Here is a 20,972-nt window from a genome sequence, read left to right as displayed (position 1 = left end):
TATTGCATATCATATTAGGTGGCTAAACTCTGGCCTTTTGAGCCCCGGTAAACGCTCAAATCAAGGAGGAAATTAGATATGCGTCAAACTACTATGGCAAAACCTGCCGATGTAACACGTACATGGTATGTAGTTGATGGAAACGGACAAACTTTAGGACGTTTGGCTTCAACTTGTGCTCATGTATTAAAAGGTAAACACAAACCTACATACACACCAAATGTTGACTGTGGTGATTATGTAATTGTGATCAATGCTGACAAGGTCGAAATGACTGGAAACAAGTTGAATACTGAAAAGTATTACAACCACTCTGGATACTTTGGAGGTATGCGTGTGCGTACAGCTAAAGAAATGAAAGAGAAATACCCTGTTGAATGGGTTGAAAGAGCAATCAAAGGTATGTTACCTCACACTAAATTAGGTGATGTACAACGTGGACACGTATTCGTATACGCTGGTAGCGAACACCCACATGCTGCTCAAAAACCTGTTGAATTGAAGGTAAGAGGATAAGGAGGAATAGAATATGAAAAAATCTAACACTGTTCAATATCATGGCGTTGGACGTCGTAAAAAATCTGTTGCTCGTGTCTTTTTACGTCCAGGTACAGGTAATATCGTAGTCAACGGAAAAACTTTGGAAGAATACCTTCCATTGGAAACTTTACGTATGGTTGTTAAATCACCATTAGAAATCACTAACACAGTTGATCAATTTGATGTGATTATCAACGTACAAGGTGGAGGATACACTGGTCAATCTGGTGCTATGCGTCACGGAATCACTCGTGCTTTAATGGAAGCTAGTGAAGACTACCGTCCAGTATTAAAAGCTGCAGGATTCGTTACTCGTGACCCTCGTGCTAAAGAACGTAAAAAATACGGTCTTAAAGCAGCTCGTCGTGCTCCACAATTCTCTAAACGTTAGTCAGAACATACTTTTGACTACTCTGCAAAGAGATTCAAAACCACTCAAACCCTTTATATATGGGCTTTGGGTGGTTTTTTCTATTTCTGTGAATTGTTGTGAATAGTGCTGAAAAGTCTATTTAAGCACGCATACAGCACGCTTATAAGTAGCAAAATTAACTCCTCAGTTATCGAAAAGCACGCACAAAATGTAATTGCACAAGAAAAGCACCAGCGGATGCTGATGCGTTTAATATTTTTAATCTTACTAATTTTTTGATTATATAGCTTGTTTTTTATTTAGCAACCAATCCCTGATATCAAAGATTTCAATTCCTTCATATGAATACTTTGGATGACCGGTTTTGGCGATGATAATCTTTGGATATGCATCCTTGATCTGTAAAAGAGGCGCATATTCTCTTTTGAATGTTTCCTCTTCAGTGATATTGTCACTTACCTGAATATAGATTTTTTCACTACCTCTTTGGGCAACAAAATCGATTTCTTTCTGATAAAGCTTTCCAACATAGACATCATAGCCACTACGTAATAATTCAAGACAGACCATGTTTTCATATACTCTGCCATAATCCATGTTTCTTGTACCAAGAACAGCATAACGTATGCCAATATCACTTAAATAGAACTTTTCTGTGCTTTCAAGATATTTCTTGCCACGGATATCGTAGCGCTTGATATCATAGAAAACAAAGGCGTTGCACAGGTATTTGATATATTTTCCAATGGTGACATGATTGGTTGATATGTTCTTTTCGGATAGCATATTGCTGATTCTGCTTGGTGAGGTCAGGTTTGATATATTGTCCATAAGGAATTCACTTAAGCGCTGTAATACCTGGGTATCTGGCAGGGAATACTTCTGTACAAGGTCTCTTGTAACAATTGTTTCATAGACTTCCCTGATATAATCCTTCCTGTCTTTTTCGGTGTTGTAGGCATAGGACCCAGCTAATCCACCTTTGATGGTGTAATCTTCAAATAGCTTTTCTATGTCGTGGTTGTTGTCGTAGTAATTACAATATTCTTTGAAACTGAATGGATAGACATGAATTTCAATATAACGACCGGTAAATAGAGTGGCTAAATCTGCACTTAACAAAAAAGCGTTGGAACCGGTGATATAGATATCATATTTTCTTTTTGAATAGAGGCTATTTACAGCCAGTTCAAAATTTGGACACATCTGCACTTCATCAATGAAAAGATAATTCGACTTTCCTTCCACATATTGTTCCTCAACATAGGCATGAAGCGCATGATACTCTTTCAGGTGTTCAAATGAAAGATCCATAAAGTCAATAAAGATAACGTTGATATCATTAAAGTTGTCTTTCAGATACTGGATATACTCCTGCATCAGTATTGATTTACCCGATCTTCTGATACCGGTAATAACTTTTATATCAGGCGTATCCTTCAGATTATTTATTCGATTTAGGTATTCAGTTCTTTCAATGGTTTTCATAGTGTTGCCTCACTTTCAAAAAATAAAAATTTTTAAATTTTTGAAAGTGGATAGTATGTTTTTAGCTATTATAACTATGTCAATGATTCTAAAGAAGCAAACGAATTTGTTTTCCAATGACTATAATTCGTTTATTTCTCTTGTGTCACTGGTTACCAAAGTCATTAGCTGATTATCGTTGTCAATCGAACGCCGCTCCTATACAGGTTGTTGTTTATCGTACTGGAAATGAATGTTTGGAAGTCATTGTTGGAACGCCAGCTGCTTTGGGTGAACCCAAAGTGTTGATTGCCAAATTATTTGAATATGAAAACGAATAATCAAGTTAAATTAAAAGAAAAAGACCACAGCCAACGGTAAGCTGGTTCTGGTCAAAAGCGTTCGCAAAACGTGTGGCCACAGAATGAAATTCTGTGTTCAAAGAGGCTTTGGAGAACTGCACTCAACAAGCAAGTGGAAAGGAAAATGTAGAGTACGGTTCTGTGTATATTAACACCTTTGTGACCAACTATTAGTTTATGATATGTTTGTGATACCTGTGCAGTTGCAAGTAGAGATACACATGTGTGTCTGCAACAACGTGGTGTTTGATCATATTCGAATCGAACCATATATGGGTTCCAGTAGCTGTCGTAATAGTTACGATACGTAAAAAGTTTTTGATCGGGCGTGTGGAATACATAATCACATTGACTCGATGAAGAGATATGATAGATAATAAGCATATATTACCAAATAATCTAAATAGACTATGTTTTCTTAATTAAATATTCCGTATTGAATGAACCTAAATAAACAATTAAAATTAATTATAAGAAATATGAAATAATGTTTGGTTTATGAATTAAGATGTATATATAAAGAAAACTGAACAATTATTTTGAATTGGAAATAAAGGTGAAAAGTAGTGCAAGAAAAGTTTAGTCGTATACTAATAGGCAATGTTTTAAAGAGCATTAGGGTTGAAAAAAATATTCCAATGAAAAAAATAGCGTCTGCTTTGAAGGTAAGTGAATCTACTGTTTCCCAGATTGAAACAGGTAAGAATTTAGCGACTAAAGAGAAGATAAATGAGATTTGTCATGTATGTGGTTGTTCGTTTGATTATAAAACCGATAGAAAAAAGATGGTTGATTTAGTTTTGTATATTTATGCTCAATATACAAATTTATCAACAGATGAAATGAATTCTGCAATAGAAGAAGTTAAAAACAATTCTTTCATTAGCTGCTCTTATGCACGATTTGAGTATTATCTAATTCTATATATGGATGGAATTATCAATCAAAATAATGAAGATGTACAGCTGTTTAAAAGAATTCTTGAAATAGGGAAAAGTTCATTTTCAAATAAGGAATTATCTATTTATTATGATATAAAAGCCTTAGAAAAAATGTATTTGAACGATAGTATAAAAGCTTTGGAGTGTTTAAATCAATCGCGATTATATGATAATGAATTTTTAATGAATCATTATCATTATTGCAGTATTTATTTGAATTTGGGATATTATATTTTGGCACAAAAATATATTCGCAAAAGTATAGAGATTGCGATTAAAGAAGTTTCTTTTGAAAGATTATGTTATTTATTATTGAACCAAGGAGTACTGTATTTGAATACAGAACAATATGTTGAAGCTGAAAATTTGAATTTAAAGCTGTTAAAAGAATCAAAAATACGAAATGAAGAATTTCTAAAATATTGTATTCTATCTAATTTAGTATTGATTTCTTTACTACAAAAGAATTATGAGAATGGATTTAAGTATTTAGGAATGGTAGATCAGAAATACTTGGAAGATGATTATGATTTAGTTTTGTATAGGATTTTGCTTCATTTATTTGTTAAAGATTATACATTAGCAAAAAAATATATACGCCAATCTCTAAGTAACAATAGCATAGGTAAATATTATAAGAATTTCTTTCAAGGTTTAAAATACTTGATTGATAATAAACAAGAAAAAGCTATTGAACGTATAGAAGGTTGCTATAATTTAGCTTTGACTGCAGGTGAAGTTGACAGGGCTATGTTAGTTTTGAAACTATTAAATGAGTTATATCTTGATCATGGATTACAAAATAAATTAAGAAAAGTGAAAGAATTACAAGAAAATTTCTACAAGATGTCATATGCGAATCAAATAATTGAAGACATAGGGCTAAAACTTAATTAAAAAATTGATATTGTTTTTTTATTACAATTGCTTTATATTGAAATCAGAAAGAGCATTTTAATCAGTTGGATTGTAATGAAATATATTATAGTTCATATTTTGTGAGCTGGCTTTAGAGTATCATTCTCAAGGTTTAGCTCATGAAGTGACGTCAAATATACTATATTATAATTGGAATTGACATAAGTATACTGCTTATGTATGTATTCAAAATGGTATCCTTCTCCGTCTTAAAACAACGGAAGCTTGGATACTTTTTTTGATTTGTCTTATTTATTCGAAATTCTTTTAATGATTCTATTACGTATTATGAAAAACTTAATTAAAAAGTTGATATTGCTTTTTTATTACAATTAATTTATTCTAAAATCAGAAAGAGTTTTTTTTAATGGATATTTGCAATTGCAATGAAACGATCACTATATAATACTTGTTTTTAAAATGGTGACAATATAATCATATTCAATGCAAGAACTAATGCACTGGCTAAACTAAGTCTAGTGGAAATATAGTATTTATGAGATAAATAAAGCGTAAACCGAATTATGGATTTAAGCTATAAGTATTTAAGAGATAACATTTTGTTATCCCTTATTATTTAGGGAAGAAATATGGGGGAATTTATATATGGAAATACTCAAAGTTGAAGGTGTTTCAAAGCAGATTAAAAATCGTAAGATTTTAGATAATATTAGTTTTTCAATTTTCGAAAATGAAATTGTAGGATTGATTGGTCCAAATGGTGCTGGAAAAAGTACAATTATGAAATGTATTACAGGACTATATCATATGAATGAAGGGAAAATTACTATCTGTGGATATGATTTAAAGAGCGATTCATCCAATGCGTTAAAAAATATAGGTGTAAGTATTGAATATCCATCTTTATATCCAGAGCTATCTGGACATGAACATTTTAAAATCATGGCAAATTGGAAGCATTTAGATTCTAAAAGAATTGAGGAAATGGAGCAATTCAGTGATTTAAAGGATGGCTTATATCGAGCCACAGAACATTATTCGATGGGAATGAAACAAAGATTAGTCTTAGCTTTGGCTATGATGGCTAAACCTAAATTGCTTATTATTGATGAGCCTACGAATGGTTTAGATCCACAAGCTATATTTGATTTAAGAAATAAGCTTTTAACTATACGAAATGAAGGAACAAGTATTTTATTATCTTCCCATCAGTTAAGTGAACTCGATAAATTAGCTGATCGAGCTTTATTTATTAAAAGTGGAAAGTTGATCAAAGAGAAGAATATGGACGAACTTCGTCAAAATCATTCGATTTATCGATTAGAAGTTTCTAATCCGAAAAGTGTATTGCTTCTTTTAAAAAATTCTTTTATTAAAGAGCATGTTCTTTATATGCAATGTGATTCCAAAGAAGAATTTTCTAAATCCTTGCAGATACTGATTCAAAATAATATTTTGGTGTATTCCTTGGCTGAAGTGCATCAGGATTTGGAAACATATTATAAGGAACTATATAAGGGTTAAGCGTATGTTATTAAAAAATGAATTAAGATTTCTTTTTTCAAAAAGAAATATTTTAGTATTGATCCTTGTTTTAAGTGGCGTTTTATCCGTGTATTTTTTTAAATACAATACTGAATATGAACAATATGCATCCAATCAAATCATGTATTATTATGAAATGATAAATGAAGAAAACCAAAGAATCAATATTCTTCCAAAAGAAAAAATGAATGAGTTCTTTAGAGAGGATAGTATTTATTGTCAAAAGTTATTAAGTGATTGGAAAAATGACGAGGATGCAAAAACAATCGCAAAAGATATGTATGATAGGGATCAAAATATTTTAAAATATATTGATTCAGGTATGGATTTGTCAAATTTTAAATCGATTCTCCAAAATAATAAACAAGACTTAAAAAAACGAATTCAAATGGAAAAAACATATATTGAAAATGAATATTATGACTTTGTATATCAAAACAAACCGACGGGTTGTTATTTGATGGTGCAATTTTTAAAAGGAAACAATCTTTTCTTTTATTTATTCATGATTTTGATTCTAGTGTGGAATGTGGATATATGGTCTAAAGATTTAGAAAACAATACATTTCGATATTTATTTACAATAGGGAAAAGTCGTAAATATGTATACATACTTCGTGCGTTGTTACATATTTTTATCACTGTTTTTTTTAGTATACTATTTTTCGTTGTATTGTATTTGATTGGATATATAAATTGTGGAAGTGGCATAGAGTTATTGATTGGAACAACACCAGTGATTATTTACTTGTCTCATCATATTCTTTCTGTACTTGGATGGGTTTTGTTTAGTGCTTCATGTATACAATGTTTATCTTTGTTGACGAAAAATAAAGGTATGAGTCTAATGTTGACGGGGTTATTATTTGTTTTTATGTATACATATTTGCATATTGAAACTTTATGGGCCTATACATCTTTGTTTTTTATAGGCGCAATATGCATACAGTTCATTTCATGTCTCTATTTAGAAAGATTGGATTTAGGTTAAGTTTATGGGTTTAGAAATAAAAAGTGTATTAAAGAATAAAGTGAGTGCTGTTATCTTTTTCATTTTATTGGTATTGAACATGGTGCAAGTACCAAATTATATGGGACATGAGTATGATGTGGAACAGAATATGAATATTTTTGAAACACAGATTCAACAATACCAAAGAGCTTTATCAGATATCAATCTACAATACATGGCCGTAAAACATATGAGTGCAGAGGAAAAGGTGTATTGGAATAGTTATCAGGATTATTTAAGCTGGGCTATTGATAATGCCAAAGCTGGATGGAATTTATTTAACAAATATGGAAAAGAAGTTTTTAAAAATAAAGGATTAATAAAAAGATATAATGAAATTACATTATGGGATAAGCTGTATCATTTGGATGCTTTAAAAAAGAATGGTGATGAAAAATTTATGCGCCAAGTTCATAAATTAGGCTTTGAAGAAGCAGATATTTCATTTGATCAGAGTCGGATTTTTATGGTTGGTAGCCAAATATCTCAAAATAAAAAAGAGGATTATAGAACCGTTGAATTATCTGTTCAAGAACAGCTACATCAATTAGAAACAAATACGGAACAATATGTAGGAAAAGGCCCATGGTATTTTTTAGCACACCAGTTAAGAATAGACAGTTCATTTGCGTATTTGTTTATGCCTCTATGTTTGATTTATTGTGTTGTTGTTTTAATGTACGAAAAAAAGACAGGTGTTTTTGAGCTCGAACAATTAAATGATGTGCACTTTTTCGTACACATACAAGTAAAATTATTTATAGCTTTTTTACTTCTTATGATTGCATCAATTGGTATTCCTTTTCTTTTGCTAGGGATTAGTAATGGCTTTGCAGGATGGGATACATGGATGTTGGCTGACACTAAACATTTTTTCTCTTTTAAAAGGATGTATCATACAGACAATTATGTCATAAATAATATGTCTGAATATTATGCGACAGAACTAGGATTTATACCTGATTTATCTTTTATTCCATTATGGAAAGCTTTAATAATATCTTTACCATTAATTCTTCTGAAATTAGAACTTTATATTCAAATGGCTATGTTTTGTGTATATACCTTCACGAAAACAGGATTTAATTATTTATCTGGAATAATTTGTATTATTTTATATGTCATCAGTCAAAGAATGGATTTGATATCTTTTATAAATCCGTTTAGTATAAGTCCGAGTTTGAGTGTTTTATCGGGTTGTGGTATGCAAAACTGGTTGAATTCGATTTGTATATGTGTCGTTTTTATTTTTGTTTTACTATTTATAAATTTTGTGAGTGTTCGACAGAAAGATAAGGTGGGCTTATGAAAAAAGTATTATTGATATGCATAATTGTGCTTGCTATTATTTGTCCTTTGCATATCTATCATGATAAGAAAAAAGTAGAAGATATAAAATCTGGTGCAATTGTAATCAAAAATTCAGAAACACCTATTGATGAATTACATCCAGAATTTGCATATTTATGGTTGTTTCCATATGGAATTGTAGAAGTGGTACTACTATCTTTGTATTATGTTCGAACAAGAGATTGATTAACTGCAATTGGAAAAGTAGGGAGCAGGTTATGAAAAAAATAATAATGGTTTTGGTTATCTTTATATCAAGTATTATTTTTTATGATAGTTATGTTAACTTGTCACAGAAACAATATAATGATGTGATAAATATGAGTTACAAGTTTGCTCAAGAAAACGATATGGAAGTTGTTCCAATTGATTTACAATTAAGTGAAGAAAAGCAAGAAAGAACAGAACAATTTAATCAAGTATACAGTTTTTTGCAAGAACATTCGTATCCTTGTTTTGTTGGCATAGTTTCTAAAAATATAAAAACGGAATATGTATATCTTCCAAAACAAAATAAACTACCGATTTATACAGAAGAAAATAAAGCGATTGATTTTAATAAAAATAGCGATCATTATTTGTCTTCTTCTTATAAGGATAAAAGTAGGTATGCAACGATTGATTTTATTGATCAAGATTATCATAGTGAATACAATAATGTGCATAGAATAAAGACTTTTGCGAATTATCTAGAAGATTGGAATGGAAATACACTATTTCCGTTGTATTTTGTTACAAATTCTAAGCAGGATTTGTTGAAGGATTTAGAGGATACGAAAATATTATCTGAATTGAAAGTGGATGGTGATATCACAACATCCGATTTTTCTACAGGAGTGATTGACTATTCGTTTTTAAAGAGAATTTTGATGTATTTAGCAATTGCGGTTTTATTATGTCTTTTATCTGATGCATTGACATCTAGAAAAGAAGTTTTTATTCGTAAGATGCAAGGTGCTACTTCATGGTTTATTTATAAGAGGCTATATGGAAAATTTTATTTGTTAAGTATATTGATGTTTGTATTAACACAAGCTTTATTATATTTTCTTGTGGTTCAAAACTTTAGACCTGTTACTCATGAACTTATTCAATATTTACTGCAGTCTGCTCTTCTTTTTGTACTTTGTCTGATTGTAGTTGGATTTATAATATATGTCTTATTAAGTCAAATTCAATCGGTTGTTATATTGAAAAAATCTCAGTTTAGATGGATTTCAATGACTCTGTTTATATTGAAATGTGTCTTTTTGATTTCAATATTTATACCATTATTGACTTCGTTCAAGTATACATCTCAAGTGGTTCAGGATGGGTATTACTTAAATAAATACAAAGAAACCTATAATAATTATCTTCGTTTAGAGGGTGTTAATATAAATATGTTTTCTTTGGAGTTCCAAGATGCGATGAGTCAGTTGAATGAAAAGATTCGAGAATATCCATATATATATGAAGATTTCTCAACCAAAATAAATCGTGATGGGGATGAAATAACATATCCTTATATCATTGTAAATGAGCAGTATTTAAAGGAATATGATTTATATAAGGATGGTAAGCCAGTTAAAACATTTAAACCGGGTACTCTTTATGCTCCAAAATCAGTGAATGTAGATGAAAGTTATTGTTTGGCTACGGAGTGTGAGTATGATCAACTTGATGATGGTTATGTCATGCTTTCGCATAGTTTAAGAGAGGATAATTGGCATGTAAAAAATCCAATTATTTATGTTGTGGATGAAAACTATGATATGAGTCAATTTGGTATTTTTATTAAGGATAAAGATAAAACCGTAAAGAAGTCCATTAATGATTTCTTGAAATCTAAGGGATTGTATCAAAATATGAATTATGCGTATGAAAATTATGATTATGGAAAAAAGACTATGGTAATCAATAAATTGATTATAGATTCTGCTATATTACTTTTTGTATATGTGATTGTCTTATTCTTGTTCCAGTATCAATCTATATACTTATATTTTTTAGAAAATCGAAAGATGATTTCTTTAAATTGTTTGTTGGGAAAAAACATCTGGCAAAAATATCGTGATTTTATTATTGTGAATCTGTTTGTTTATCTTGTCTTGCTGTTGTGGATGGTTCTAGTTGTAAAAAATATTTCGACAATAGGCTTGTATTTGTGGATATTCACTATTCTTATCGATTTTATAATAGCTCTAATTTTTAGAACGTATTTTGAAAGAAAGAAAGTGTTGTTATCTTTGAAAGGAGATTTGGAATGAAGGTAGTAGTAGTTGATAAGATTCATAAACAATATCATGATCATGTGATTTTTGATGATTTCTCAATGGAAATAGAACAAGGAAGTTTTGTCGCAATACAAGGTGCTTCAGGATCAGGAAAATCTACATTGTTAAATATGATTGGTCTTTTGGATTCTCCAGATAAAGGGAATATTGTGATTTTTGATAAGAAAAATGTAAAACCATTTTCTAGACAGGCCAATAAATTGTTAAAGGCAAAAATAGGATATTTATTCCAGAATTTTGCGTTGATTGATAATAAGAGCGTGTATTACAACTTGTATTTGTCTATTGATCACTTTTCATTTCCAGATAAGAAGGAAAGAATTCTAAAAGCACTTGAAGATGTGGGCTTAAAAGATTTTGAAAATAAAAAGATATGTGAATGTTCTGGTGGAGAGCAACAAAGAGTTGCCTTAGCTCGTCTTTTAATCAAACCATGTCAATTGATTTTGGCAGATGAACCAACAGGAAGTTTGGATTCAGTAAACAAAGAGGTTGTGTTTAAAATTCTAAAGAAAATGCAGTCACAGGGAAAAACAATTGTGATAGTCAGTCATGATGAAGAGCTTGTAGAAAGAGCGGATCGTATAATAAATATCTAAAATGCACTTTAAGCACGCGTATAAGACGCAAGAATAACTGAATGTACTTTAAATAAGCAAACATTCAGTTCTCTAAACGTTAGTATTTTACTACTTAAGAGAAAGCAAAAGCCTTTATATAAAGGCTTTTTTTTCTTTTGCCTAAATACTATAAATTCGTATGTGTAGGTCACAAATAGGTCACACAACTTTTTAAACTAAAAACCTTGAAGAATATCTAAAATGGTAGTCACCTTTTCATGTGAGAGTATTGGTAGTACTCTTAATTATCTTGGATGTTCGCAGTATCCAGGATATTTTTTTATAAAAGAAAAAGCCTTAATCAAAACATGATCTCTGATAGCGAGAGTTACGATTAAGGAGTAGTTAATAAAAATAGGAAGCAGTGTCGTTTCCAAGACTGCTTCCTCAAAACTAATGTTTTTCCTTGCAAACGTAGTTTAACACAGATTAGTAATAGATGTCAATTACATCAAATAAGTAATCAAATGTTGCCTTAAGTTTCTGATTGAAGCTATAGTCGTAATCTCGGTATATTCTATTCTTTAAAAATTTCAATTGATTATTGATTTTGCGCTTAACCCCATCGCTTGTAATCATGTGAATTGATGCGTAAAGTAGTGTAACGATTTGTCTGATTTTTTCTTTAGCAAGATATTTATCATTTCTTTGACGCTTTATTGATTTTAGACTGATTTTTACTGCATGATTAGTTTGGTGCTTCGATTCTTTGATTGTAACATCGTTTAATATACAATTATTATGAGCAGCTGCATTTCTTAATTCTTTTACATCTTTCATAAGATAAAAGTCATTCAGTAAGTCTTTATCGTTCCATCTATCTGCACAAAATTTGTAGAATCTTAAATAATCGCCAAAAGATACAATTTCTATCAATGTCCATGCTGGATAATTTCCATTGTAATGTTGAGTGATATCACCAACATAAGAACTATTGGCTTTTTCAAGTATTCTTTTCTCTAAAACTTGTCTATTTTGGCCTAGACTTATCATAAAATCATTTACTATTGAATAACCATCTTCAGCTTCGTCATTTTCCGAACGATGTAATAATTTAAGTTTGGAATAATGCTCTATATCTAGAGCAATTTCAAGGATAATACCTCGCAAATAATTATCGATAATAGCTAGATCAACTAGATATGCAAAATCAAGATTTACATATTTACCTTTGTTTACTCCATCAGGATGTTTTCTAAAGTTTTTTCGGAAAGATGTTAACTTATAATAATAATTGTTGCTTGTCAAATAATCTTCAGTACGTTCCTTGCAAAAAACATTAAAGGATATTCCTTTATCTTCTAAACGTTTCACCTGATCTGTAACGCTTAATTTTTGTTTGTATATATTCATCCTATCCCTCCTCATATAATCATACCTAAATTACTTATTATCCTTCTTAACTCTTTTTTATATATTAAGAAATTGATTTCGGAAAAGATGAATTTAAAAATGACTGAATGATGAGTCGCTACAGTCTTTTTGTATATTAAAAAAACAAAATATCACAATCCATTTCGAATACAAAAAGGATTATCGAAAGTACAATTAAACTATGAGGCTAAGTCATTTTAAACGTGATTTTTCTTATTATTCCAAGTACCGATGACTTCATTAACTGTTGATACTGTTACAAAAGCTTCAATATCACTTTCTTGAAGATAATATAGTAATTTTTTATATTCATTTGTAGCCATGATTGTGACAAGCTCTGTATGCTCTGTTTTATCATAACCACCTTTTGCCGAATATAAAGTAACACCACGCTTTAATGTGTTCATTATATAATCTTGAATGACTTCATATTCTTTGGATAATATGCAAATCTTCTTTTTCTTATTAAAACCATCAATAAAATAATCTACAGCTTGACCATTGGCTAGTGTTGCCAATGCACCAACCACTAAAGCGCCAATATCATATACAATTAGACTTGTTGTACAAATGAGTAGTCCAACTAACGTACAAGCTTTGCCTAGATCCATATGTGTATATTTATTGACAATTTTCGCAATAATATCCGTTCCACCACTCGATGCGTTTACACGAAATAGAATGGTTTGTCCAAATGCTAAAATCAATGTATAGGTAGCCATGTCGAAAACAGCATTTTGTGTTAAAGATACATTATTTGGATAAATTTTTTCAAATACAGCTAGAAATAAAGGCAATAATAAAGAGGCATAAATCGTTTTTGCACCAAACTCTTTACCAATTAGAACAATACCTAGAATCAACAATAAGGCGTTGATCACAAAGGTAAGTGTAGAAATAGATAGGCTTGTGATTTTAGCTAAAACCATAGCTAAACCAGTAACACTTCCAGTGATGACTTCACTAGGAATTAAGAAGAAATATATGGCGACACTGATGATGAACATGGCGAGTGTGATAGTCAAAAAGCTTTTTAATGTATTCGTTTTCATTTGTAAAACCTCCGCTTTTTATTATGCCAAAAAAAGTGTAAAAAAAGAAGAGTTATCTCTTCTTCGCATCGGTTTTATTAAATTTATCTCTACGCTTTGTAGATTGAATGAATAGGCGCTTCATTTCTTGTGTATCTTCTTGTTCTAAAGAATCTCTAAAGTGAGAGATTGAATCGATAAACTGGTTGATTTCATCTAATAAGATATCTTTATTCATGATAAATAATTCGGTCCATAAATCTTCATTGATTTTCGCAATACGAGTTAAATCCCGAAAGCTATCTCCCGTATATTCTACAAGATGAGCATTATCGTGTGTATTCATTAAAGATACTGCAATGACATGGGTTAACTGTGATAAAAAGCCGATCATTTTATCATGCTCTTCAATAGATAGAGTACAGATTCTACCAAATTCCATTTTAGTAGCTAAGTCTTTTACGGCTTCAATTGTTTCCTTTTTATTCTTTTGAGTTGGAACAAGAATAAAGTTAGAACCCTTAAAAATTGTCTCATCGCTAAATTCAATACCACGAGATTCTCTACCACACATGGGGTGAATACTCAATAATTCAAGATCTTCGCGTAATACATCTTGAATGGGTTTAACAATATTTGTCTTTACACCACTAATATCCATTAATAATGAATGTTTAGGAATATCATTCTGATAGACTTCGATCCAAGGAAGAATTTTAGTTGGATATAAACAGAAGATAAATGTATCACACTTTGAAATGACATTTAAAGGATTTGTGCTACCATCTACGATGATTTTTAATTCTTTGGCTTTATCAATCGTTTGTTTAGAAACATCAATACCGTAAACATTGTAGTTTAAGTGTGTTAGTTTCTTCGCAAAACTCGCTCCCATTAATCCAAGTCCTATAATCGCAATATTTGTCATAGAATCTCAACCTTTCCACCTAAGCTTTGAATGTCTTCAAAGAAAGTAGGGTAACTCTTTGTGATGGCTTGGGCATCATCAATAATACATTCGGAACCTGCACATAATCCAAATACCGTCATTGCCATAACAATGCGGTGATCGTTATGTCCAAAGATTTCTACTGTGTTATTTGATTTATAGTGTTCTTTACCGTGAATTTGAATCGAATCAAATGTAGAAGTAATATCTACACCCCATTTTTTTAATTCGGTTTCCATAGCTTCAATGCGATCACTTTCTTTCATGCGTAAACGAGCTGCATTCACAATATTTGTTTCACCATTTGTGAAACTGGCTAAGACACATAAGATTGGTCCTAAATCTGGACAATTAGATAAGTCGATAGTTTGTGGTGCAGGTTGTTTTTTTGTGAATGTGATCGTATCCTTGTCACTTGTAAAACTAGGAATACAATCTAAAATGGCTTTATCTCCTTGTTTACTTGACATGTCCATGTTGGAGCATGAAAGAGTATTGTTTAAAGTGCCTAACACCGCAAAGAAGGCTAGTTGAGAAAAGTCTCCTTCAACAGAAACGTCTTGTGCTTTATAGTGTTGGTTTCCTTTGATTAAATATGAATTTGAACTTGTTTCTATAATTTCAATGCCAAATTTCGCTAACATTTGAATCGTAAGATTTACATAGCTCTTTGATTCATAAGGCTCAGTAATTGTAAGTGTACTATCTTGATTTAATAATGGAAGGACAAACATGAATCCGGTAATAAATTGGCTGGAAATATCTCCTTGTACAACGTAGTCTTTCGCTTTTAGATTTCCACTTACAATGATTTCTTTATCGGATTGGTTGAATTCAATATTTTGTTTCTTAAATTCATTTTCATATACATCCATGGGTCTTTGAAGCAATCTTCCTTGACCTAAAAATTTAACTTTGGCATTTGTACATGCAGCAAGTGGAATCAAGAAACGTAAAGTAGAACCGGATTCATTCGCATTACACGTAATATTTCCTTCTTGTTTAAAAAGATTAGTGCCTGTTACTTCATATGTAGTTTCATCGATTTGTTTAATTATAGCACCCAAAGCTTTCATGCAGCCAACGGTTGCTTCAATATCCTTTGAGTTTGTGACATTGGAAACAATACTTGTACCATCACTTAATGAGGCACAAATCAATGCTCTATGTGCCATAGATTTGGATGCGGGTATCTTTACATTTCCATGTACTTTACTTGGTGTTACTTTTACTTTCATTCAAAATCCCCCTGAAGTGGCTTAATGGCAAGCCTAGACATATATAAATCTAATAAACCAAACGCAACTACACTATCCACAACAATTCTTGCTCGGTGCAAGATGCATGGGTCGTGTCTTCCTTGAATTTTAAGATCCACGTTTTCTTTTGAAAGATAATCCACAGATTCTTGCGTTTTAAAAATCGATGGCGTTGGCTTAATGCAAGTATGGATCAAAATCGGCATACCATTTGTGATACCACCATTGATTCCGGCATTGTGATTTGTTTTAGTTTCAATTTTATCATTAAAACGGAAGGCATCATTGGCTTGAGATCCTTTTAGTTTCGCAAAGCCAAATCCTTCACCAAAGGAAACGCCTTTAACGGCTGGTACAGAGAAAATTAAGTGTGATAAAATGCTTTCTACAGAATCAAAGAAAGGTTCCCCTAGGCCTGCAGGAAGACCTATAATGGCAGTTTCTAAAATACCACCTAATGAATCACCTTCAGCAGCTGCTTTTTCGATTTCTTGAATCATCTGATCTTTGACTTGATCATCTATAACCGCAAAGGTTTTATCATTGACTTCTTGAATTTGTTTTTCTAAAACACGAGAGTCTTGACTAAAAGGAATATCCGAAAGGGTATATAAACTTTCAATGTGTGATCCAATTACTATGCCTTGTGATTTCAGAATTTGTCTGCAAATGCTTCCGGCAGCTACAATGCATGCGGTAAGTCTTCCGGAAAAGTGTCCGCCACCACGATAGTCTTGATATCCATTGTATTTTTCAAAGGCAGTAAAATCAGCATGTCCAGGACGCAATCTTCCATGAAAAGCAGAATAGTCTTTTGACTTTGTGTTTTGGTTTTCAATTAGAATGGTAAGTGCTGTACCTGTTGTATAGCCATTATACATCCCAGAAAGAATATGTACTTCATCCGTTTCGTGTCTTTGGGTTGAAATTTTACCTGTTGCCTTACGCTTATCCATGTCCGATTTGATTTGTTCTATATCCACCTTAAAGCCTGCAGGAAGACCATCTAACGTAATACCAATGGCAGGGCCATGGCTTTCACCAAATAATGTCCAAGATATATTTGTACCAAAATTATTCTTCATAAGGTCCTCTTTCTAATACTTCTTGTATTTCCTTAAAAGAAAGTTCTTTGATGATATAAGAACCAGATTGTTCAACTAAAACGGTAGATACTGTATTATGATTGCTTTTCTTATCATGCGTTACATATTCTAATAATGTGGCAGTATCATAGTCTGGTACTTGAGGCAAATCTAATTTTTTATAGATGTTTAATACGCGTTGTTTTAATGTTTTATCTTCAATAAAGAATAACATACCCATCGCCACACATTCTCCATGAAGATATGTATTTAATCCATATGCAGATTCAATGGCGTGTCCAATGGTGTGCCCAAAGTTTAAAATCTTTCTAAGATTACTTTCTCTTTCATCTTGTTGAACTACATCTCGCTTTAATTCAATGGAACGCGTAATAATCGTATCGATATCTAATGTGTCTTGTTCAAATAAAGAGACTAAGTGATCATCTAGAATCAGTCCCATTTTAAGTGCTTCACAAAGACCATTGTGCTGTTGGCGAAGGGAAAGAGTCGATAATACGTTTGGATCAATAATAACGGTTTTTGGTTGCCAAAATGCACCTACAATATTTTTATAGGAACCCATATCAATGGCAACTTTACCACCTACACTTGAATCAACCTGGCTTAATACAGTTGTTGGGATGTTGTAGAAATCAATGCCGCGCATATAACTAGCGGCGACAAAGCCTGCAAGATCTCCGACAACACCACCGCCTACCGCAATAATGGAATCTTTTCTAGACATGTTGTGTGAAATCATTTCTTCTAAAAGATGTTTATATTGATCAAAACATTTGGATTGTTCACCTTGCGGAATGGTGCATATAAAAGAATCAGGACACTGTTCTTTTACGATGTTGACCCATTTTTCAGGCACACCTGTATCTGTGATAATCGCAATTTTTCTTGATACAGGAATATATTCATGTACTTTTTGAATTGCGTTTCTTTCAATATATATTGGATATGAATGATTTTCTAAATAGACATTTAACTTCATAATAAAAAACTCCTTTCGTATATCATACCATGAACATAAACTTTTTTCAGAAATTTTCTGAAAGAAATAGTGTAATGAATATATGGAGTACTTAGTTAAAATTCAAGACTATTTGAAATTGAAAATAAAGGATACATATCGTGTCGCAATTATTGGAAAGGAAATCGCAAAAAAAAGAAGGATTGAATGTAGAAGATTTAATGATTGCGTGTTTGTTGCATGATGTGAGTGATTTTGAGTGTTTAAAAGATCAATTAAAAATATCCACAGCCTTATAAGCTGTGGATAAATGTTTCTACACGATACATGATTTGTTTCAAATTCTCAATATCTGTTTGAATATTTCCTGTTTCTAAGGAATGATTTCCATCAACAATACTATGAAATTCAATAAGATGATAAATACAATAGTGTTCAATCTTATCGAAGTTAGCCCACTGATCTTTGGCTCCAGAATACACTAAATCTTTTTGTTGAAGATATTCCAAAGTAAAATCTAATGGTGTGAAATAGATGTTGGCAGTTAACTTATATTCATGGGCAAGTTTAGCTGCACAATAAGTACCTATACTTTTTGAGATAAAAAGAATGGAATCATAAGCTTTTAAATCGAATTTATGAATTTGGTCTTTGGCTTGTTTATATGCCTCATCTTTAGATTTGTTTAAATCAAAGTCTAGGTTTTCAAAATGAATTTCTTTGATTTCATAATCCATATTCTTTAATATCTTCTTTGAATAATATAGTAATGGTTTATCAGTGTGATATCCAATTCCAGGAAATAATATAGCAAGTTTCATGCCTTTAGTATAAGATTAGTCATCTAAATTATCAATGGCATATTGTGCTTCTTCAGCTGTGAATTTTTCTCCATATTCCGAAGTTAATTGATCATAGATGGCATCCTTTGACATGTTCATAGTTTCTTGATAGTTCTTTGCGGAATTCAAAGCTACTTCTAAATAGTCTCCCTTGATGTTATCAATGGCATACTGCGCTTCTTCTGGTGTAAACTTTTCTCCATTTTCTGAAGCTAATTGATCATAAATTCGAGCTTTTGACATATGCATCGTCTTTTTGTAGTTTTCTCCGCATTTTAATGCATTTTCATTATAATCCGCATTTAGATTATCAATCGCATATTGTGCAGCTTCTGCATCAAACTTTTCTCCATATTCCGACGTTAATTGATCGTAGATACCTTGTTTGGACATGTGCATCATATCGCTATAAGTTTTTGCGCTACGTAGCGCATTGCGATACTCTTTTGGAAAACTTGTATCTTCCTTTGTTTCTACTATTTTTTCTTTTGTGTCTTTAGTCTTAGTTTCTTCATCACTCGTTGTTGAACAAGCGACAGCCGATAAGACAATAGCGGCTGTTAAAAATACTTTTAAACCCTTTTTCATATATACTCCTTATTTCTTTTTCTTTAGTATAAGAAATATATAAAGATGTTTGGTATGCCATGAGCATACATTTAAATCAGGGAATCAATCCACATAAAAAACCATACATCTAAACATAAAAATAGAAAGAAAATAATGGAATAAAGGATTGGCCATGGTACTTTAGACATGTGTTTATGGAATAGATTTTTATTATAGTAAAGGAATAACCCGAAATAAATAAACACAAAACAACTCAGTTTATTGATAAAGCTATTATTGATGGTTTCACCTGGCTCCATATCTACCACAATCATAAGCGTAAATGTGATCCAGGCAAGACTGATCATCTTAGATTTGAATGTGTCATTATTAAATGGTGGAATAACAACTAGTTTTTGTTGAATGGCTAGATCCATTTCTTTCACAGAATTATAGCGATTCTTATAATCTAATTGTGTTGCCTTTAAAATGACTTGTTTTAAATCAAATGGGATATTGTTTTGATGTTCTAAAGAACAATTTAATAAGTAGTTCATTAATTTACCTAAGGCATATATATCTGTTTGTGGATTGGATTGTTGAAAACCAAATTGTTCGGGTGCTGCATAGCCAACACTGCCTAAAATAAGAGTGTCTTTACTTTTCTTGGAATCTAGAAAACGAGCAATGCCAAAATCAAGGAGTGTCACTTTATTATCATGATAAATAATATTTTCTGGTTTGATATCACGATGGATAATTGGTGGATTTAACTTATGTATTGAATCTAAACACTCGCATAATTGATGCGTGATGTCTTTAACTTGTTCTTTTGAAAAGGATTGTTGATCTAATGTTTTTCCTTCAATATATTCTTCAATTAAAGTTAAATGATTGTCATTTTCTTGGATCACAAAAATCTTAGGTAGATATGGATTCTTAATCTTTTGAAGTGTTTGATAAAGTGTTTTATCATAATAATTCAATTCTTTCTGGATATATTTAGTGTGTGTTGTTTCATGTTCTACTAATGAAATTGTTTTATCTTGATCTTGTTTAATTATTTGTAAAGTCTTCATAAATTGCTCTTTCTTGTGTATATTATAAGTATTATGGTAGAGACAAATCAATTATTAAAAACAATTCAAGAAACAAAGAGTGATGGATTAAATACTTTAATGGAAAGTCTAGATGATTTAACTTTTTCAGAGTATTTAAATCATATCATTGATGCTAAGCATATATCTAAGGCACAAGTATTATCGAAGACGACAATTCAAAGAAATTATGGATATCAGATTTTTGATGGATCAAAGGTTCCCAATAAAGATAAGGTGATTCAGTTAAGTTTGGGATTAGGTTTAGATTTGCGTATGACAAATAACTTATTGTCATTATCGAATAATGGGATGTTGTATCCAAAGGTAAAAAGAGATGCATTATTGATTTATTGTATCGAAAATCATAAGAGTGTATATGAAACTAATGAGTGCTTGATGGAGTATAGGTTAGAGTTGTTGGACTAAAAAAAGAAAT

General features: G+C 31.3%; 21 protein-coding genes and 1 pseudogene. 12 read left to right on the top strand and 10 right to left on the bottom strand.

The window, feature by feature from the left end; translation table 11 throughout:
- Positions 1–78: 78 nt before the first annotated feature.
- Positions 79–516, top strand: coding sequence for a 50S ribosomal protein L13 (gene rplM / locus LJE08_RS03470; RefSeq protein WP_003864733.1), 438 nt, complete (start codon positions 79–81; stop codon positions 514–516).
- A gap of 13 nt (positions 517–529) precedes the next feature.
- Positions 530–931, top strand: coding sequence for a 30S ribosomal protein S9 (gene rpsI / locus LJE08_RS03465; RefSeq protein ID WP_117573786.1), 402 nt, complete (start codon positions 530–532; stop codon positions 929–931).
- 261 nt (positions 932–1,192) lie between these two features.
- Here rpsI and LJE08_RS03460 read toward each other — a convergent pair.
- Positions 1,193–2,453 (bottom strand): annotated as a pseudogene (locus tag LJE08_RS03460) (ATP-binding protein).
- A 64-nt stretch (positions 2,454–2,517) separates the two neighbouring features.
- On the opposite strand from LJE08_RS03460, the gene LJE08_RS03455 reads away from it, so the two are divergent.
- From LJE08_RS03455 to LJE08_RS03420, 8 genes are all read left to right on the top strand, one after another.
- Complete coding sequence (locus LJE08_RS03455; protein WP_227402419.1) at positions 2,518–2,721, top strand: hypothetical protein; 204 nt, start codon at positions 2,518–2,520, stop codon at positions 2,719–2,721.
- 587 nt (positions 2,722–3,308) lie between these two features.
- A complete protein-coding gene (locus tag LJE08_RS03450; protein ID WP_227402418.1) occupies positions 3,309–4,580 on the top strand; it encodes a helix-turn-helix transcriptional regulator in 1,272 nt (423 codons plus the stop codon).
- A gap of 627 nt (positions 4,581–5,207) precedes the next feature.
- Positions 5,208–6,086: an ABC transporter ATP-binding protein gene (locus tag LJE08_RS03445; protein WP_227402417.1), complete on the top strand. Its 879-nt coding sequence runs from the start codon at positions 5,208–5,210 to the stop codon at positions 6,084–6,086.
- 4 nt (positions 6,087–6,090) lie between these two features.
- On the top strand, positions 6,091–7,098 hold the full coding sequence (locus LJE08_RS03440; protein WP_227402416.1) for a hypothetical protein: 1,008 nt from the start codon (positions 6,091–6,093) through the stop codon (positions 7,096–7,098).
- A 4-nt stretch (positions 7,099–7,102) separates the two neighbouring features.
- The gene (locus LJE08_RS03435; RefSeq protein WP_227402415.1) at positions 7,103–8,428 is read left to right on the top strand and encodes a hypothetical protein; all 1,326 of its coding nucleotides are present in this window, start codon (positions 7,103–7,105) and stop codon (positions 8,426–8,428) included.
- Positions 8,425–8,655, top strand: a complete 231-nt coding sequence (locus LJE08_RS03430) for a hypothetical protein (RefSeq protein ID WP_227402414.1) — start codon at positions 8,425–8,427, stop codon at positions 8,653–8,655. The genes LJE08_RS03435 and LJE08_RS03430 overlap by 4 nt, the downstream gene beginning before the upstream one ends.
- Positions 8,656–8,687: 32 nt before the next feature.
- On the top strand, positions 8,688–10,718 hold the full coding sequence (locus LJE08_RS03425; protein WP_227402413.1) for a DUF1430 domain-containing protein: 2,031 nt from the start codon (positions 8,688–8,690) through the stop codon (positions 10,716–10,718).
- Positions 10,715–11,344, top strand: a complete 630-nt coding sequence (locus LJE08_RS03420; protein ID WP_227402412.1) for a putative bacteriocin export ABC transporter — start codon at positions 10,715–10,717, stop codon at positions 11,342–11,344. Before LJE08_RS03425 ends, LJE08_RS03420 begins: the two co-directional genes overlap by 4 nt.
- A 450-nt stretch (positions 11,345–11,794) precedes the next feature.
- On the opposite strand, the gene LJE08_RS03415 is transcribed toward LJE08_RS03420, so the two are convergent.
- The 6 genes from LJE08_RS03415 to aroB all read right to left on the bottom strand — a co-directional run bounded on the left by LJE08_RS03415 (position 11,795) and on the right by aroB (position 18,066).
- Positions 11,795–12,718, bottom strand: a complete 924-nt coding sequence (locus LJE08_RS03415) for an Abi family protein (RefSeq protein WP_227402411.1) — start codon at positions 12,716–12,718, stop codon at positions 11,795–11,797.
- A gap of 218 nt (positions 12,719–12,936) precedes the next feature.
- Complete coding sequence (locus LJE08_RS03410) at positions 12,937–13,791, bottom strand: YitT family protein (RefSeq protein ID WP_217256522.1); 855 nt, start codon at positions 13,789–13,791, stop codon at positions 12,937–12,939.
- A gap of 52 nt (positions 13,792–13,843) precedes the next feature.
- Positions 13,844–14,698 (bottom strand): prephenate dehydrogenase, encoded by an 855-nt coding sequence (locus tag LJE08_RS03405; RefSeq protein ID WP_227402410.1) that lies wholly within the window; start codon positions 14,696–14,698, stop codon positions 13,844–13,846.
- Positions 14,695–15,957: a 3-phosphoshikimate 1-carboxyvinyltransferase gene (gene aroA, locus LJE08_RS03400; RefSeq protein WP_217256520.1), complete on the bottom strand. Its 1,263-nt coding sequence runs from the start codon at positions 15,955–15,957 to the stop codon at positions 14,695–14,697. Before aroA ends, LJE08_RS03405 begins: the two co-directional genes overlap by 4 nt.
- Positions 15,954–17,063: a chorismate synthase gene (gene aroC / locus LJE08_RS03395; protein ID WP_227402409.1), complete on the bottom strand. Its 1,110-nt coding sequence runs from the start codon at positions 17,061–17,063 to the stop codon at positions 15,954–15,956. Before aroC ends, aroA begins: the two co-directional genes overlap by 4 nt.
- On the bottom strand, positions 17,053–18,066 hold the full coding sequence (gene aroB / locus LJE08_RS03390; RefSeq protein ID WP_227402408.1) for a 3-dehydroquinate synthase: 1,014 nt from the start codon (positions 18,064–18,066) through the stop codon (positions 17,053–17,055). The genes aroC and aroB overlap by 11 nt, the downstream gene beginning before the upstream one ends.
- 140 nt (positions 18,067–18,206) lie before the next feature.
- Between aroB and LJE08_RS03385 the strand changes: the two genes are divergently transcribed.
- A complete protein-coding gene (locus LJE08_RS03385; RefSeq protein ID WP_227402407.1) occupies positions 18,207–18,344 on the top strand; it encodes a hypothetical protein in 138 nt (45 codons plus the stop codon).
- Here the strand turns inward: LJE08_RS03385 and LJE08_RS03380 are convergent.
- The 3 genes from LJE08_RS03380 to LJE08_RS03370 form a co-directional block, all read right to left on the bottom strand.
- Positions 18,339–18,866 (bottom strand): hypothetical protein, encoded by a 528-nt coding sequence (locus LJE08_RS03380; protein WP_227402406.1) that lies wholly within the window; start codon positions 18,864–18,866, stop codon positions 18,339–18,341. The two genes, LJE08_RS03385 and LJE08_RS03380, sit on opposite strands and share 6 nt — an antisense overlap.
- A 15-nt stretch (positions 18,867–18,881) precedes the next feature.
- Positions 18,882–19,475: an Ltp family lipoprotein gene (locus LJE08_RS03375; RefSeq protein WP_227402405.1), complete on the bottom strand. Its 594-nt coding sequence runs from the start codon at positions 19,473–19,475 to the stop codon at positions 18,882–18,884.
- A gap of 71 nt (positions 19,476–19,546) precedes the next feature.
- A complete protein-coding gene (locus LJE08_RS03370) occupies positions 19,547–20,515 on the bottom strand; it encodes a protein kinase (protein ID WP_227402404.1) in 969 nt (322 codons plus the stop codon).
- 33 nt (positions 20,516–20,548) lie between these two features.
- Between LJE08_RS03370 and LJE08_RS03365 the strand changes: the two genes are divergently transcribed.
- Positions 20,549–20,962, top strand: a complete 414-nt coding sequence (locus LJE08_RS03365; protein ID WP_117925477.1) for a hypothetical protein — start codon at positions 20,549–20,551, stop codon at positions 20,960–20,962.
- The last annotated feature ends 10 nt before the right edge of the window (positions 20,963–20,972 follow it).

Source organism: Holdemanella sp. DFI.5.55, from assembly GCF_020593575.1.
Lineage (GTDB): Bacteria > Bacillota_I > Bacilli_A > Erysipelotrichales > Erysipelotrichaceae > Holdemanella > Holdemanella hominis.
The sequence above is the reverse complement of the archived record's forward strand: the minus strand, read 5'-3'. Positions and strand labels throughout refer to the sequence as shown.

Excerpts from the sequence above, each read along its gene's own strand:
- LJE08_RS03415 (WP_227402411.1), bottom strand. The coding sequence starts at position 12,718 with ATGAATATATACAAACAAAAATTAAGCGTTACAGATCAGGTGAAACGT.
- aroA (WP_217256520.1), bottom strand. The coding sequence starts at position 15,957 with ATGAAAGTAAAAGTAACACCAAGTAAAGTACATGGAAATGTAAAGATA.
- LJE08_RS03370 (WP_227402404.1), bottom strand. The coding sequence starts at position 20,515 with ATGAAGACTTTACAAATAATTAAACAAGATCAAGATAAAACAATTTCA.
- LJE08_RS03430 (WP_227402414.1), top strand. The coding sequence starts at position 8,425 with ATGAAAAAAGTATTATTGATATGCATAATTGTGCTTGCTATTATTTGT.
- LJE08_RS03420 (WP_227402412.1), top strand. The coding sequence starts at position 10,715 with ATGAAGGTAGTAGTAGTTGATAAGATTCATAAACAATATCATGATCAT.
- LJE08_RS03375 (WP_227402405.1), bottom strand. The coding sequence starts at position 19,475 with ATGAAAAAGGGTTTAAAAGTATTTTTAACAGCCGCTATTGTCTTATCG.
- LJE08_RS03410 (WP_217256522.1), bottom strand. The coding sequence starts at position 13,791 with ATGAAAACGAATACATTAAAAAGCTTTTTGACTATCACACTCGCCATG.
- LJE08_RS03445 (WP_227402417.1), top strand. The coding sequence starts at position 5,208 with ATGGAAATACTCAAAGTTGAAGGTGTTTCAAAGCAGATTAAAAATCGT.
- aroB (WP_227402408.1), bottom strand. The coding sequence starts at position 18,066 with ATGAAGTTAAATGTCTATTTAGAAAATCATTCATATCCAATATATATT.
- LJE08_RS03425 (WP_227402413.1), top strand. The coding sequence starts at position 8,688 with ATGAAAAAAATAATAATGGTTTTGGTTATCTTTATATCAAGTATTATT.
- LJE08_RS03365 (WP_117925477.1), top strand. The coding sequence starts at position 20,549 with ATGGTAGAGACAAATCAATTATTAAAAACAATTCAAGAAACAAAGAGT.
- rplM (WP_003864733.1), top strand. The coding sequence starts at position 79 with ATGCGTCAAACTACTATGGCAAAACCTGCCGATGTAACACGTACATGG.
- LJE08_RS03455 (WP_227402419.1), top strand. The coding sequence starts at position 2,518 with ATGACTATAATTCGTTTATTTCTCTTGTGTCACTGGTTACCAAAGTCA.
- LJE08_RS03440 (WP_227402416.1), top strand. The coding sequence starts at position 6,091 with ATGTTATTAAAAAATGAATTAAGATTTCTTTTTTCAAAAAGAAATATT.
- aroC (WP_227402409.1), bottom strand. The coding sequence starts at position 17,063 with ATGAAGAATAATTTTGGTACAAATATATCTTGGACATTATTTGGTGAA.
- LJE08_RS03380 (WP_227402406.1), bottom strand. The coding sequence starts at position 18,866 with ATGAAACTTGCTATATTATTTCCTGGAATTGGATATCACACTGATAAA.
- LJE08_RS03405 (WP_227402410.1), bottom strand. The coding sequence starts at position 14,698 with ATGACAAATATTGCGATTATAGGACTTGGATTAATGGGAGCGAGTTTT.
- LJE08_RS03435 (WP_227402415.1), top strand. The coding sequence starts at position 7,103 with ATGGGTTTAGAAATAAAAAGTGTATTAAAGAATAAAGTGAGTGCTGTT.
- rpsI (WP_117573786.1), top strand. The coding sequence starts at position 530 with ATGAAAAAATCTAACACTGTTCAATATCATGGCGTTGGACGTCGTAAA.